The organism is Rheinheimera baltica DSM 14885 (assembly GCF_000425345.1).
In the GTDB taxonomy this organism is placed as follows: domain Bacteria; phylum Pseudomonadota; class Gammaproteobacteria; order Enterobacterales; family Alteromonadaceae; genus Alishewanella; species Alishewanella baltica.
In genome coordinates this window covers 33,310-47,823 of record NZ_AUDG01000017.1, presented here as the reverse complement: position 1 = coordinate 47,823, position 14,514 = coordinate 33,310, and the positions used below count along the sequence as shown (strand labels likewise).

Annotated in this window: 13 protein-coding genes and 1 pseudogene; 2 read left to right on the top strand and 12 right to left on the bottom strand. The window is 45.4% G+C overall.

Annotation, left to right across the window (positions count from 1 at the left end; translation table 11 throughout):
- Positions 1-27: 27 nt before the first annotated feature.
- The 11 genes and pseudogenes from H595_RS0107495 to malQ all read right to left on the bottom strand — a co-directional run bounded on the left by H595_RS0107495 (position 28) and on the right by malQ (position 12,127).
- Entirely contained in the window at positions 28-852 is an 825-nt protein-coding gene (locus H595_RS0107495) for an alpha/beta fold hydrolase (RefSeq protein WP_156885936.1), read from the bottom strand.
- Positions 853-868: 16 nt separating this feature from the next.
- Positions 869-1,127: pseudogene (locus tag H595_RS23805) on the bottom strand (VOC family protein).
- A 9-nt stretch (positions 1,128-1,136) separates the two neighbouring features.
- Positions 1,137-1,562, bottom strand: a complete 426-nt coding sequence (locus tag H595_RS0107485) for a GNAT family N-acetyltransferase (protein ID WP_027670655.1) — start codon at positions 1,560-1,562, stop codon at positions 1,137-1,139.
- Positions 1,559-1,939 (bottom strand): DoxX-like family protein, encoded by a 381-nt coding sequence (locus tag H595_RS0107480; protein WP_037054037.1) that lies wholly within the window; start codon positions 1,937-1,939, stop codon positions 1,559-1,561. The genes H595_RS0107485 and H595_RS0107480 overlap by 4 nt, the downstream gene beginning before the upstream one ends.
- Positions 1,940-2,015: 76 nt before the next feature.
- Complete coding sequence (locus H595_RS0107475) at positions 2,016-2,351, bottom strand: DUF2147 domain-containing protein (protein ID WP_027670653.1); 336 nt, start codon at positions 2,349-2,351, stop codon at positions 2,016-2,018.
- Positions 2,352-2,354: 3 nt separating this feature from the next.
- The gene (locus tag H595_RS0107470; protein WP_027670652.1) at positions 2,355-2,624 is read right to left on the bottom strand and encodes a hypothetical protein; all 270 of its coding nucleotides are present in this window, start codon (positions 2,622-2,624) and stop codon (positions 2,355-2,357) included.
- A 137-nt stretch (positions 2,625-2,761) separates the two neighbouring features.
- On the bottom strand, positions 2,762-3,964 hold the full coding sequence (purT, locus tag H595_RS0107460; protein ID WP_027670651.1) for a formate-dependent phosphoribosylglycinamide formyltransferase: 1,203 nt from the start codon (positions 3,962-3,964) through the stop codon (positions 2,762-2,764).
- Positions 3,961-5,490, bottom strand: a complete 1,530-nt coding sequence (gene gndA, locus H595_RS0107455) for an NADP-dependent phosphogluconate dehydrogenase (RefSeq protein ID WP_027670650.1) — start codon at positions 5,488-5,490, stop codon at positions 3,961-3,963. Before gndA ends, purT begins: the two co-directional genes overlap by 4 nt.
- A 94-nt stretch (positions 5,491-5,584) precedes the next feature.
- Positions 5,585-7,645, bottom strand: coding sequence for a glycogen debranching protein GlgX (gene glgX, locus H595_RS0107450; protein WP_027670649.1), 2,061 nt, complete (start codon positions 7,643-7,645; stop codon positions 5,585-5,587).
- Positions 7,646-7,684: 39 nt separating this feature from the next.
- A complete protein-coding gene (gene glgB, locus H595_RS0107445) occupies positions 7,685-9,868 on the bottom strand; it encodes a 1,4-alpha-glucan branching protein GlgB (RefSeq protein WP_027670648.1) in 2,184 nt (727 codons plus the stop codon).
- A gap of 78 nt (positions 9,869-9,946) precedes the next feature.
- On the bottom strand, positions 9,947-12,127 hold the full coding sequence (gene malQ / locus H595_RS0107440) for a 4-alpha-glucanotransferase (protein WP_027670647.1): 2,181 nt from the start codon (positions 12,125-12,127) through the stop codon (positions 9,947-9,949).
- Between the two features lie 197 nt (positions 12,128-12,324).
- Here malQ and gap point away from each other — a divergent pair, with 197 nt between their 5' ends.
- Complete coding sequence (gap, locus tag H595_RS0107435; protein WP_027670646.1) at positions 12,325-13,335, top strand: type I glyceraldehyde-3-phosphate dehydrogenase; 1,011 nt, start codon at positions 12,325-12,327, stop codon at positions 13,333-13,335.
- Positions 13,336-13,427: 92 nt separating this feature from the next.
- Positions 13,428-14,276: a D-hexose-6-phosphate mutarotase gene (locus H595_RS0107430; protein WP_037054034.1), complete on the top strand. Its 849-nt coding sequence runs from the start codon at positions 13,428-13,430 to the stop codon at positions 14,274-14,276.
- Here the strand turns inward: H595_RS0107430 and H595_RS0107425 are convergent.
- Positions 14,270-14,464, bottom strand: a complete 195-nt coding sequence (locus H595_RS0107425) for a hypothetical protein (RefSeq protein WP_027670644.1) — start codon at positions 14,462-14,464, stop codon at positions 14,270-14,272. The two genes, H595_RS0107430 and H595_RS0107425, sit on opposite strands and share 7 nt — an antisense overlap.
- Positions 14,465-14,514 lie beyond the last annotated feature (50 nt).

Sequence of the window (14,514 nt, the reverse complement as noted above, 5' to 3'; positions counted from 1 at the left end):
TTACTTAGACATTTAGTCGCTAACGATCTACCCCGCACTGAGCATAAGTAACATCGTATCAATCGCTTTAAGCATTAATGCCTTATCGTCTAACGGCACATTGTGGCCGGTTTTATCGGTAACAAAATGCACTGCGTTTGGGTTGTTATCAATCAAGGATGCATGTAATTGGCGCCAAACTTTTTTGCCTTGCGGGCTATGACCAATCCACCAATTGCTCTCATTTAACCGTGATGATGTTACCAACACCGCAGGTAGCATTTCGGTGATATTGTGATCTGCCACGGCATTTTGCTTATAAAGCTGTTGCAGTTGCTGCCATTCCGGTTGCTGTTGCAACATCTTATTGAGACGGGAATTATCTCTATCTGCCCAATCTTTATCTAACGCACTAAGTGCGCTCTGAAAACCTTCATGGCTTGGGTCAAGCAACACAATCCCAGCAACCTTCTCACGGTGGCTGGCAGCAAAAGTGCGCACATGCAAAGCGCCAAAAGAATGTCCAAGCAGTATGAGCTTATCGTTGTCAGCTTTGATTGTTTGCAGTAACAAAGCCAGACGACGGTTTGACGCCGAAAGTGATATATCATCAACACTGCCCGACTGGTCATTGCCGGCTCTGGAATAAATAATGGTTCTGACATTCAGCTCGGCGAAATCCGCTAACAAAGGCTGCCAGTAAGCAACGCCCATCCCTACGCCTGATTCCACCAGCAAGGTGTAATCACCCGCGCCGATATCAATATATTCGAGCTTGATGTTATCGACACTAGCGAATCTGATGTCCTGCGCGGATACAAAAGCTGAAAGCATAAAGCAGCAAAACGCGTAGAACCTTAATTTAAAAATCAATCTACTCTCCTAATATTTACTCTGACAACCATACCAAGCCTGAGTACTGCTTATGCTTTAAAGCATCTAACCGTGTTTGCAAATTACCGCAATGAGCTTCCAGCTTATGGCCGTCCGGATCGAGAAAATAAACCGACTGCCCTTCACTGCTGTTTTGCTGCCGCTCCGGCATCCCAGCGCACTTGCGCTTTCATACCAAGCAACTCAGTGTAAAACGCCAGCGAGCGATCTAAGTCACTAACAGCAATGGTGATATGGTTTAGTCCCTGAAGCATAATAATTTTTTAAGTGTCATAAACATCAGGCCGGTAAATCTCCATAAACGTCTCGGGTTTACTTAACGCAGTAAAACCGTATTTGTCGTATAAACCGTGCGCATCGGACGTAGCCAAGGTAAAGCGGCGTACATCGGCTACGCTGGGGTGCTGCAGTACCGCAGCCATTAACTTTGCGGCGATACCATGGCCACGGTATTCAGGCCAGACGATGACATCGACTAAATTAGCGAAGGTTGCCTGGTCAGTAATAATGCGGCAAAAGCCCACCTGCTGGTTGTCAGCATAAGGGCCAATACATATCGAATGAGAAATGCTGCGGCTTACGGTGTCCAGCGGAATGCCTTTGGCCCAGGAGCTTTGCGTACTCAGAAAATGATGAATTTTGACAATATCCAAGTCCGTTTTTTCATCGCTTATAACGACTTCAGTCATACACGTTCCTTGTCATCGCCGTAATTTTGCTGTTTTAACAGGTAATACCCCAATACGATTAACGGTACATTGGTTGTTATAGGATTAAAAGCTTCAAGTAGAATAAAAGGCGTCATTATGGCAGCGAATATTAACAAGCCAACTAAACCAATAAGGTTTAATAGCTGAACCATCCTCAGCCGGTAGCAGCAAATAAATACCAGGCCAAAAATCACTTCTGCCACGCCGGCAGTTTTCACCAGATAATATGTAATGTCGTCAGAAAAGCCCAAACTGCCTGTCATTGCCTGCTCCAGCGGGGCAATTTGCAATAGTTTTGGGAAGATACCGTGGTAAATCCAGGTTAAACCAATAACATAACGCGCCAGCTGTACCATGTTCAAAATTCAACATTCCCTATCTAACTTATATCTGACTTAACAAACCAAACAGTAAAAGTACGCAACCATACGGCTACGGCCGCGTTAATCTGAGTAATTCCGTGGTATCTTCGTCAACCACAATCAATGTCTGGTTGTCTTTTAGCTTAAGGGTTACCAAAACATAGTCACCTTGTTCTGCATCGTACATTTTGCCATTCCAAATAGGTGGTTTTGCGCTTAGCTCTTTAATTACCGTAAGGCCTGTTGCGCCCGGAGCATTATCGTGTCGATGCACAGTAATGGTGCCGGTTTGTATATTTACATTTAGCCAGGCCGGTTTATCTGTATGTTTCCATATTCCTGAAATATCAGCAGCTTGGGTGCTAAAAATGAAAACTAGTGCGATGATCTTTAATATAAGTGCCAATGGTTAATGCCCTGCTACTTTTTGCAGACGGGATTTCTCCTGCGTCAGCATGAGTATTTTGTATGTTCCCCACAGCATAATTGCTGCACCCACAACGATAATGCTGTTAACCACAGCTTGATCCTGCAATATGGGCAGTATTGATGCGCCATCGTCAGTAAATTTAGCATACAACCCCACGCCAAATAGCAAGCTGCCAGGTGCTTCCAATAAGGTAATTTTAATAACCTGTTTATCAATGTCTTTAATTCGCTGCTGATGTTGCTGCTGCATGCGGCTATACCTGTTTTAAATGATGACCAACAGGCGTTGATGCTAGTGGATTTTATTAGCAAAGTGAACAACTTATTTACAAAAGCAAGCATAAAAAAACCACCCTCAGGTGGTTTTTATGCAGCATTATAACAAGCTTATTTTAGTGTCACGCTAAGTTTGCTAATTACGTTAAGCGCTTTTTGCGTTGCCGCTTCTACCGTGTCACTTAACGCCAGTGCTACACCCATCCGGCGCTCGCCTTGTACTTCGGGTTTAGCAAAAATACGTAATTCGGTGTCTGGCTCGGCTAAAGCATCGGCTAAACCATGATACTGAATATCGGCACTGTTGCCTGGCACTAACAACACGGCAGAGGCTGCCGGGCCGTATTGTTTAATCTGTGGAATAGGTAAGCCTAAAATAGCGCGGGCATGCAAAGCAAACTCACTTAATTGCTGGGATATCAAGGTGACCATACCGGTATCGTGTGGCCTGGGTGATACTTCAGAAAAGTACACGCTATCACCTTTAATAAACAGCTCTACGCCAAATAAACCATAACCACCTAAAGCCTCTACCACCGCTTTAGCGTAGCTTTTTGCCGTTTCAAAGGCGACACTGCTCATGGCCTGTGGCTGCCAGCTTTCACGATAATCGCCTTTTTCCTGCCGATGGCCTATCGGTGCACAATATTGAATGCCGGACACCGAATTTACCGTTAACAGCGTAATTTCGTAGTCGAAGTCGACAAAGCCTTCTACTATAACCCTACCCTTACCGGCGCGTCCGCCTTCCTGAGCGTAAACCCAGGCCGCGTCCAAATCAGCGTCCGAACGAAGCACGCTCTGCCCTTTACCACTGGATGACATGATGGGTTTAACTACGCAAGGGTAGCCAATGGTGTTCACCGCAGCGATAAAGCTGTCTTTATCACTGGCAAAAACAAAAGGTGACGTAGCCAACTTTAATTCTTCCGCGGCTAAGCGGCGAATGCCTTCCCGATTCATCGTCAAATTCACAGCTTTTGCACTGGGTACCACATTGAAACCGCAGTCTTCCAGTTCAAGCAATACCGAGGTAGCGATAGCTTCCAGCTCTGGCACAATTAACGCAGGCTTTTCAGTGATCACCAATTGACGCAGTGCAGCGTTATCTAGCATAGACATGACTACGGCTTTGTCTGCAACTTGCATCGCAGGTGCATTAGGGTAACGATCTACTGCTATTACCTCACAGCCATAACGCTTTAGTTCGATACACAGTTCTTTACCTAATTCCCCAGCGCCTAATAACAGCACCTTAGTGCTGCTAGCGGTACCCGGAGTACCAATATGTTGTATGTTATGCTGAGTTGTCATTTTACTTTCACCATCGGCCGGTCTTTTTGGCTCCACTCTACGTGAAACATTTTGCCCTTGGCCTTGTCGGTACGTTCGAAGGTATGCGCGCCAAAATAATCGCGCTGGCCCTGCAATAAATTAGCAGGTAACACTGCCGTGCGATATGAGTCGTAGTAGCTAAGCGCCGAGCTTAATGCGGCCACAGGAATACCCGCTAAGGTGGCGTTAGCTACCGCTTTGCGCCAATTTTGTTGGTAAACAGAAATTTGTTTGGCGAAGAAGGGATCTAATAACAAATTCTCTAATTCATCGTTACGTTCATATGCTTCGGTAATTGACTGTAAAAACACGGCACGAATAATACAACCCGCGCGCCAGATTTTAGCAATTTCGGCAAAGTTTAGCTGCCAGCCATGCTCATCCGCAGCGGTTTTCATTAGATGGAAACCCTGTGCATAAACGCATATTTTGGCGCAATACAGCGCATCATGTAATGCCTGAATAATCTCGTCTTTTTGCTCAGGAGAAATTAAGCTTTGCGCCGGGCCTGCCAACACTGTAGCCGCCTTTACCCGTTCATGCTTAAGCGCTGATAACGAGCGAGCATACACCGCTTCAGCAATTGTTGGTGACGGACTTCCCAGTTGCAAACTACTAACAGCTGTCCACAAGCCGGTGCCTTTTTGGCCAGCCTTGTCCATAATGACATCAACTAACGGCAAGCCTGTTTCAGAGTCTTTGGTTGCCAGTACATCGGCGCTTATACCAATTAAATAGCTATGTAACTTGCCTTGGTTCCACTGTTTAAACACCTCTGCAATTTCTGCAGCAGGCATACCAAGAATATCGCGCATCACCTGATAGGCTTCACAGATAAGCTGCATGTCAGCATATTCAATGCCGTTGTGAACCATTTTTACATAGTGGCCAGAACCACTTGGGCCAATATAAGTTGCACAGGGCTCACCTTCTGTAACAGGATTGCCAGGCTCAAATCGTTCAATGGGTTTACCGGTAGCAGGGTCTACTTTCGCCGCAATCGCCTGCCACAATGGTTTAATGCGTGTCCACGCGTATGGGTCGCCACTTGGCATAAGTGACGGGCCAAAACGTGCACCCACTTCGCCACCGGATACAGCGGTTGAAAAGAAAATGAACTTACCTTCAAAATCTTTTTCGCGCGCAACGGTATCTGTCCACAAACTATTACCGGTATCAACAATAATATCGTCGGCCTGAATACCAGCATCAATCAGCTTGTGGCAAACATCGTCAACCGGCTTACCTGCCGGGACGGACAATACAATAAGATGAGGTGCTGACAAACGCGACAGCAATTCAGTGTAAGAGCTGCAAGCAATAACGCGGGCCGGTTTCTCGCCACGCTCCGCTTTATCCTGCTCCAGTACCGATTCTAATTTCTGATGGTCCAGGTCAAAGGCGGCAACACGGTAACCGTTATCGGCGAGGTTCAAAATAAGATTTTTGCCCATCACACCGGCGCCGACAAACCCGATATCACAAAGTGCTGCTGTGTCTGTCATCTGACATTCCTTCATTATTGTTGCCCCGCTAAGCCTTCGTTGAAGGCGGCGGCATTCAAATGGCGCGCATTATACTGAAAAGGCAGCAATAAACCTACTGCCAGACTGAGATACTCTGTGCATACTGTTGATACTGACTTACCCGATTAGCGTCTTCTTGTTGCAGCCCTTTGTCGATACTGGTATCAAGCAGCAACTGCCATTGTCGCTTAGGCATATTGATATTAAGCGGCGTCTCTGCAGCATTAAAAACGAACAACAAACTGACTTTAGACACTTTATTGCTGATTTGGAAAATACAACCAGACCGCTGAGGGTCGTGCCAGTCATGCTCTTGCTTTTCACTTCCATCGGGCAAAAACCAGGTGATTTGGTGTTTATCACCATGCAATTGATAACTGTCATCAAGTAGTGATAACTGCTGCAAACAGGCATATTTACGTCGAAATGCCAGCATCTGGCGAACAAACTGCAAAAAGTCATCTTCATCGCTGTCTAAATGCCAGTCCAACCAGCTAATGTCGTTGTCCTGACAATAGGCATTGTTATTACCACGCTGAGTATGGCTAAGCTCATCACCACCTAACCAGTGGATCATGCCTTGACTAAGCAGTAAAGTCGCCACCAGATTGCGTTTATGCTGGTATCGATTAGCGATGACCTGCGGGTCTTTCGTTGCCCCCTCCACACCATGATTACTGATTAGGTTATGGCTATGTCCATCACGATTTTCTTCACCATTAAGCCAATTGTGTTTATCGTTATAACTGACAACATCATGTAGCGTAAAACCATCGTGGTAAGTTAAATAGTTCACACTACAGCATGCGGGTTTATGGTGTTTTTGGAAAATATCCCGCGATCCCAATAACCGGGTGGTAAATTCGGGTAACACGCCTTGGTCGCCACGCCAAAATGCACGAAAAGTATCACGACACTTGTCATTTAGCTCTGACCATTGCGCAGGGAATTGACCTAATTGATAGCCCATTGGGCCAACATCCCATGGTTCAGCTATCAACTTGACGCCAGACAGCACAGGGTCTTGTGCGATGATTTGAAAAAACGCAGCGTAAGGGTTAAATCGCTTGTGCTCCCGGGCAAGTGTTGTGGCCAAATCAAACCGGAAGCCATCAACCTGCATTTCTGTAACCCAATAACGCAGTGCATCCATTACCAATTTTTGTACCATTGGATGCGCAACGTTTAGCGTATTACCACAGCCGGTATAATTACAAGGCTGGCTAAAATCGGTAATGTCGGCATGACTTTCAAATAAGTAGTAATGTTTATTTGCCAAACCACGGAAACTCAGAACCGGGCCATCCTCTCCGGCTTCAGCCGTATGGTTAAATACAACATCTAAAATGACTTCAATACCGGCTTGATGATAGCTGCGTACCATCGTTTTAAACTCAGATACGGCATCATTAACCTGATAACGTGGTTCTGGTGCAAATAAGCTTACCGGATTATATCCCCAGTAATTACTCAGTTGCAGTGCGTTAAGTTTTGGTTCACTTAAAAATGCCGCTACAGGCAGTAACTGCAATGTAGTAATACCTAACTGCTGTAAATGGCTTATAACCGCAGGATGACACAAGCCAAGATAGGTACCACGCAATGGTGGTGGCACCTCAGGGTGAAGCATGGTTATGCCTTTGACATGCGCTTCGTAAATAACAGTTTTTTCGCGAGGAACCTGCGGTTTAACACTGCCTTGCCAATCAAACTGCTGCGGTTTAAGTACACCTTTGGCAAGCATATAGTGGCTTTTAGTTTGATACAGCCGTTGATTAAAACTTAAACTACGGTTCAGCTGTTTCACATAGGGATCCAGCACAACACGCTCAGCATCAAAAGCCAAACCTAGCTCTCGGTTATCTGCGCCTGCCGCTTTAAACGCATACAAGGTGCCACTATCAATTCCGTCTACCTGCAGATGCCACACAGGCCCAGTGCGGCCACTAAAGTTAAGCTCACCAAGCAACTCCTCGGTGTCAGGTAAATACAGGCATAACGTTAACGCAGAGGCATCAGGTGCAAAAACCGCGAAGTTCCAGCTGGTAACGCCTGCTTCTTCAGACACCAACGTAGCACCAAGTGGAGCGGCGCTACCTAAAGACATCTTCAATAACGGTATCTGATTACTCATTGCCTTAGTTCACTCATTGTTTGTCGTTCGTGTAAATCATTAAACTCTTTTTCGTATATACAGTGTTGCCAGGGGGGGTAACTGCAAACAGATACACTGCGTCATTCCCTGATAAGCATGGTTTTGCGTAACAAGCCCGCCACCAACATCAAAATTACTGCCCCAATAGTAAGTGCTATCGGTATTAAGAATAACTTCGTACTCTCCAGCTTGCTCTACACCCAACAAAAAGTTTTGACGTGGCATTGGGGTAAAATTGCACACCACATAAATGACGTTACCCGCTTTATCACTACGCAGAAAGCTCAAAGTACTGTTATCTGCATCCTGATGATCTAACCAACGAAATCCATCTTGCGAATAATCCAACTGATAAAGTGGCGCCAGACGGCGGTAACAGTGGTTTAAATCACGACATAATTGTTGCATACCGCGGTGTTTATCGTAATCCAGCAAGTGCCAATCCAAACTTTGCATGTGGCTCCATTCACGGCCCTGTGCAAACTCATTGCCCATAAAGTTCAGTTTCTTGCCAGGATGCGCAAACATAAAAGCATAGTACGCACGCAAATTCGCAGTTTGTTGCCATTCATCACCGGGCATTTTGTTCAGTAAACTGCCTTTACCATGCACTACTTCGTCATGTGACAGCGGTAAAATAAAGTTTTCGTTATAGGCGTACACCATAGAAAATGTCAGGTCGTTATGATGATAACGTCGGTACGCCGGATCCTTACTGATATAACGTAAGCTGTCATTCATCCAACCCATGTTCCATTTAAAACCAAAGCCTAACCCCCCCATATCAACCGGTCGTGACACCATAGGAAATGAAGTAGATTCTTCGGCTATAGTAATTGCCTGTGGGAACTTGCTATACACTTCGGTATTAAACCAGCGGAAAAAGCTAATAGCTTCATAATTGTGGTTACCACCGTCAATATTTGGGATCCACTCACCTTCCTGGCGTGAATAATCCCAGTACAACATTGACGCAACAGCATCTACCCTTAAGCCATCAATGTGAAAATGCTCTAGCCAATACAAGGCACTGGCAATTAAAAACTGGCGAACATAGTCTTTACCGTAATCATAAATGCAAGAGTTCCAGTCTGGATGCCAACCACGACGCGGGTCTTCGTATTCATATAAATGGCTACCATCGAAACGGGCTAAACCATGGCCATCTTCCGGGAAGTGAGCCGGAACCCAATCTAAAATAACGCTGATACCAGCCTGATGGCAGGCATCAACAAAATACTTAAAGTCATCTGGTGAACCAAACCGTGAAGATGGTGCAAACAAGCCCAGTGGCTGATAGCCCCAGGAGCCATCAAACGGATGTTCCATCACCGGTAGCAGCTCTATATGGGTATAGCCCATGTCCAACACATATGGAATTAATTTGTCGGCCAACGCCCGGTATGTTAACGGCTGATTATCCAGATCGCGACACCAGGAACCCACTTGCAGCTCATAAATACTCATGGGACTGGTTAATGGGTCAGTTACGGCTCTGTTGCGCCAGGTTGCATCTTGCCACTGGTATTGATTGTGGTCATAGACTAAAGAGGCATGCGACGGGTATTGCTCCGCGAAAAATGCCATAGGATCAGATTTGTGTGGCAATAAATGACCATGACTATCTTTGATTTCAAATTTATAGCGCACGCCGCTTGCAACCTCCGGCAACACTAGCACCCAATGCCCGCAGTGGGTGCGTTGCATCGGATGCACCCGACCATCCCAATTATTCATATCGCCAATCAAACTTACATTGCTAGCATTTGGCGCATATACCGCAAACCGACAGGCATTAACTTGTTTCCCACCTACATTAAGGCTAATGAGTTGCGCGCCAAGTTGGCGATATAGATTTTCTGGCTGACTACCAACATAGTGCACGGCGTAAAATGCTTCGTCCGTAAACTGATAAGGGTCGAACAACTGATACTCAAAACTACCGCTCTTCACCGTTAGGATGTATGGCTCTGTAACACGTTTTTTCGGTAACGATAATTCAAACACACCAGAATAAAGACTATTGGCCGTTAGCTCACCCAAGGACTTGCCCGTTTTGGCCGACACGGCACTCACCGCTAAAGCATCCGGTAAATAAACCCGCAGTATTAAGCCTACCCGACTGTCCGCTTTGAGCTGTTGCCAGCCAAGCACGGAAAATGGTTCTGCACACTTTACCTGTTGTAATAGCGCTAAGCTCATAGTCTATCCTTATTATTGCTTTTTTTCGTTGCCTGCCAGTTTTACCGCAATCAGTGTTTTAGCTATTGGAAACACCTTTTAGCTATTGCGTCGCTTAGTAATGTCTTTAAACAGCTCAGTCATACCACTTTTTTGCCGCCACTGCTCGATTGGCTGTGACAATTTACGCCGCCAGTTTGGGTATTCTGTGCTAGTGCCGGGAATATTGACTGGCTGCGTCATCTCCAGGGCATCTTCCAATTGCAGGCACAATAACTGGCTGCTGGTCACGGCAAGATGCCGTTGCATGGCAAAATTCAGCGTAGTATCCATGACCAGATGTTCAACACTGCGGGTATAATCAGCCGGAAGCACATGATGACCATGCAAAGAGTCTAGGATACGTTGTTTATTATTATGCCGTTGCGCATACAAGCCCTTTAGCTGGTTCTCATCCTTGTAAAGCCCCAGCTCTTTACCCAGGCGTAAATCTTCGCAATGCCAAAAACCGATTAAAGTAGGTAAATCATGTGTTGTTAATGTCGCCATCGCCTGTCGGGGGTAATGTGCCGGCGAGATATAGCCACCGTCAGCGGCGGTTTCAAAGAAAAATACGCGGTAAGAATATACGCCATACTGCGCCAGCATCTCGCGGATACCATCAGGCACGGTGCCCAAATCTTCACCAATTATCACCGCACTATTGCGCTGGCTTTCTAACGCCAAAATACCCAGTAAATCCATAATAGGATAGTAAACATAAGCACCTCCACCAGCATTGTCCGCTTGTTTAGGTACCCACCATAGACGCAGCAACGCCATTACATGGTCGATACGTAACGCACCAGCATGCAGCATATTAGCGCGCAGCAAATCTATAATGGGTTGGTAGCCCTGTTTATATAATTCGAAAGGATACATCGGGGGTAAGCCCCAATTTTGCCCCGCAGGGCCAAGCGGATCCGGCGGAGCGCCCACACTGGCGTCCCGACAATACAACTGCGGATTTCCCCAAATCTCAGTTGATGCTTCACTTACGCCTACAGCTAAATCACGATACAACCCCAACAACATACCGGCATCCTTTGCAACCTGTTGAGCAGATGCCAATTGTTGTTGTGCGATAAATTGAAGATAACAGTAAAACTCCAGCTCTGCTTTATGTGTTTTAGCAAACGCAACTACAGCAGGAGATTGCGGTTGACGATATTGTTCAGGCCAATTTGGCCAGCCCCAGTTCATACTGTCTTGCTGGTATAAATGGGCGTGTAAGGCGTCATACAGTGCCAACTGCTGTAAGCTGGCCCCTCCTGCCTTTTTAAATTGCTTATAGGATTTACTCAGTGCTTTTGCTGTGGTTTTCTCATTCTCAACAAACCATTGAAACGCGCTTTTCATCACTGGCAGTTTTAATTGCATTACACCGCTGTAGTCAACAAAGTCTTTATCACGCTGCGCACTAAGCTGTGCCTCAAATGTTGGTGCCGTTACCAGACTTTGCGTTCGGCTACACTGAGCGAAACCAGGCATTGCGCTGACATCAATATAAGCGATATTTAGCCAGCGTCTGGATGACGGGCTATACGGACTGGCACTTTCTGGCATTGCCGGATACAACGCGTGAATGGGGTTTAACCCAACAAAATCGGCGCCCATATCGGCTAAGTAGCGTACTGTATTACCAAGGTCGGTAAAATCACCAATACCCCAATTTCGCTCTGATCGCAGGCCATAAAGTTGCAACGATATGCCCCATTGCTGTTTATGTTTAAACATTTCCGGCTCAAAACAATGGCCCGGTGTAATAATTAATGATTGCTGCATCGTATCGTTATTGCGCTGCAACTTATGATATCCCGGTGCAAGCGATAACGGCAGCGGGTGCTGGTACTGATGATACTCAACTTCATCTAATACAGTAACCTGGACTAACTCGCCATCAACAGGTATCAATGTAAAGGGGTATTCAACACCATCTTCGCTGGTTAATAAAAAAGTCCAGGTCTCATTAGCCTGTTCCAGCGTTACGTTAAGTAACAGTTGCAGCTGTTCATCCATTCTTTGAACTGACACCGGTTGCAGTGGCTGCTGCCAGAAATCAAGTTGACGCGACAATAGCTGCAAACGCGCGGTGTCATCATCGTCAATGTCAAAGCCCTGTGCACTAAGCAGCGCCAACTGGTGCTGTTCACTCACTCTGGTGGGTTGGCCCCAGGCATCATTAAATTCTGTTTCAATACCACAAAAGGCTATGAGTTCAGCCAGTAAGGTAGCGTCCATGAAAAATTCCCAGTCTTGTCAGTTGGCTATCGCATATTCTAGGCGGCATTGCCAGTAAAGTCATTGTTCATTTATGTCATTTAATTACATAAATATCAGTTTTTACGCGTTTAAAACTTGAAATAACCGACAATTAATGTAATTTTACTACATAATGTTTTTACTCAATTTCAGATTATCTATTAAACGGGGTTAATATGACTATTCGTGTCGCGATTAACGGCTTTGGCCGCATTGGCCGTAATGTGCTGCGTGCATTGTATGAAAGTAGCAAAAATTACGATATTAAAGTGGTTGCTATTAATGATTTAGGCGACGCAGCTATTAACGCTCACTTACTAAAGTATGACACAGCTCATGGTATTTTTGCCGCCAACGTTGAACATAATGATAAAGCTATTTATGTTAACCAGGATGAAATTATCACATTAAGTGAACGCAATCCGGCCAATTTGCCATGGCAGCAACTTAATGTTGATGTGGTATTAGAATGTACTGGCTTATTTACCGATCGTAAGAGTGCAGGCGCACATCTGACAGCTGGCGCGAAAAAAGTGATTATTTCCGCCCCGGCAAAAGATGTAGACGCTACTATCGTATATGGCGTTAATCATCAAATTTTAACGCCTCAAATGAACATTATTTCTAATGCATCCTGCACTACAAACTGTCTAGCGCCTATCGCTAAGCCATTAAACGATGCCCTGGGTATTGAGTCAGGTTTAATGACAACCATTCACGCTTACACAAATGATCAACGTTTAAGCGATGTGTATCATACTGATGTGCGCCGAGCTCGTGCTGCGGCTATGTCTATGATCCCTACAAAAACAGGGGCTGCAGCGGCTGTTGGTTTAGTTGTGCCAGAGCTGGTAGGTAAATTTGATGGTTTAGCGGTTCGGGTACCAACGCTTAATGTCTCGCTGGTTGATTTAACCTTCATCGCCGGTCGTAATACATCAATTGAAGAAGTAAATGACATTATTCGCACAGCCAGTCTATCAACTGAGATGGCAGATGTTTTAGCCGTTAATGATTTACCGCTGGTGTCAGTAGATTTTAATCATAACCCTAAATCATCAATTTTTGATGCTACTGAGACCCGTGTAAATGGTCGCTTGGTAAAAGTGATGAGCTGGTATGACAATGAATGGGGCTTTAGTAACCGTATGCTCGATAACACGGTTGAGTTTATGAAGCACGCGTAAATCTATTTGTAATAAAACAGCCAGCATTTTGCTGGCTGTTTTATTTTAATCTGACGCATAATAAAAACATGAATGACACACAGGGAGGCAACATGGTGAACGAAAGGATTAGTCATCAAATAGGCTTTAATCATCTATGCGACCTCCCCTGCATCAAATTGCAGTTTGGCAATGCAAGCGCCGTTATTTCGCTATATGGCGGTCAAGTGCTGTCATATGTGCCAAAAGCAGAAGAAGAAGTACTTTGGCTCTCACCAAAAGCAACATGGCATAACAATACCCCTATTCGAGGCGGCGTGCCCGTATGCTGGCCTTGGTTTGGTCCTGCAGAGAGCAGGCTAAATCCTATGCAGATGTCGCTGCCTAACCACGGCGTAGTAAGAACGATGTTATGGCAGTTAACTGAGCAACGATGCAACAATAAATACACCCGTGTCGTATTAGCTGTTACCGTCAACGGCTTACCTTATCATAGTGACAGCGTTACCCTGCAGCTTACTGTTACCCTAAGCGATACTCTCAGTATCGATATTGCCTGTGCTGACAAACTACTCCAGCAAGTGGCACTGCACAGTTACTTTAACATACCTAAGCTAGAGCAAACGTTAGTGCAACCACTGCCACAGCATTACCTGGATAAAGTTAGCGGTAAAACCATGATGGGGACAACAACGACGGCTGAGTTTACAAGTGAAGTAGACCGGATATATCAACAACCGGCCGACGATATACATATTATCAGTGCCAATACCCGTGTGCATATTAAGCAACACGGGCATGACGCCACTATTGTTTGGAACCCTTGGCAGGATAAAAGCAGGCATATTAATGATCTGGCAGACAACAACTATCTGGAATTTGTTTGCGTCGAAACTGCCCGTTTACAGCTCGACACTGAGGCTCCACTGCAACTTAACCAAACACTGATAGCCTGTTATTGATAGACGCCTTTTAGAAATTGTTTAAGATCCTGTTGGGGATAACCTAATTGCCCAAGCAAGCCTGGCAGTTCGTCCATCGGCATATAAACATTTTCAAAATGCTCAACAATGCAATTTAAGTCAGCACCTTGTTCTTTAAGACGCTGGGCTGTTGCTAAGTGGATATTACGGACAAACTCACTGGTCATGCGCTTTACTCCAACAAAAAATGCCCAGCGATAATGGCTGTTTTTCAACC

Excerpts from the sequence above, each read along its gene's own strand:
- H595_RS0107485 (WP_027670655.1), bottom strand. The coding sequence starts at position 1,562 with ATGACTGAAGTCGTTATAAGCGATGAAAAAACGGACTTGGATATTGTC.
- malQ (WP_027670647.1), bottom strand. The coding sequence starts at position 12,127 with ATGGACGCTACCTTACTGGCTGAACTCATAGCCTTTTGTGGTATTGAA.
- gap (WP_027670646.1), top strand. The coding sequence starts at position 12,325 with ATGACTATTCGTGTCGCGATTAACGGCTTTGGCCGCATTGGCCGTAAT.
- H595_RS0107480 (WP_037054037.1), bottom strand. The coding sequence starts at position 1,939 with ATGGTACAGCTGGCGCGTTATGTTATTGGTTTAACCTGGATTTACCAC.
- H595_RS0107430 (WP_037054034.1), top strand. The coding sequence starts at position 13,428 with ATGGTGAACGAAAGGATTAGTCATCAAATAGGCTTTAATCATCTATGC.
- gndA (WP_027670650.1), bottom strand. The coding sequence starts at position 5,490 with ATGACAGACACAGCAGCACTTTGTGATATCGGGTTTGTCGGCGCCGGT.
- H595_RS0107425 (WP_027670644.1), bottom strand. The coding sequence starts at position 14,464 with ATGACCAGTGAGTTTGTCCGTAATATCCACTTAGCAACAGCCCAGCGT.
- glgB (WP_027670648.1), bottom strand. The coding sequence starts at position 9,868 with ATGAGCTTAGCGCTATTACAACAGGTAAAGTGTGCAGAACCATTTTCC.
- glgX (WP_027670649.1), bottom strand. The coding sequence starts at position 7,645 with ATGAGTAATCAGATACCGTTATTGAAGATGTCTTTAGGTAGCGCCGCT.
- H595_RS0107470 (WP_027670652.1), bottom strand. The coding sequence starts at position 2,624 with ATGCAGCAGCAACATCAGCAGCGAATTAAAGACATTGATAAACAGGTT.
- purT (WP_027670651.1), bottom strand. The coding sequence starts at position 3,964 with ATGACAACTCAGCATAACATACAACATATTGGTACTCCGGGTACCGCT.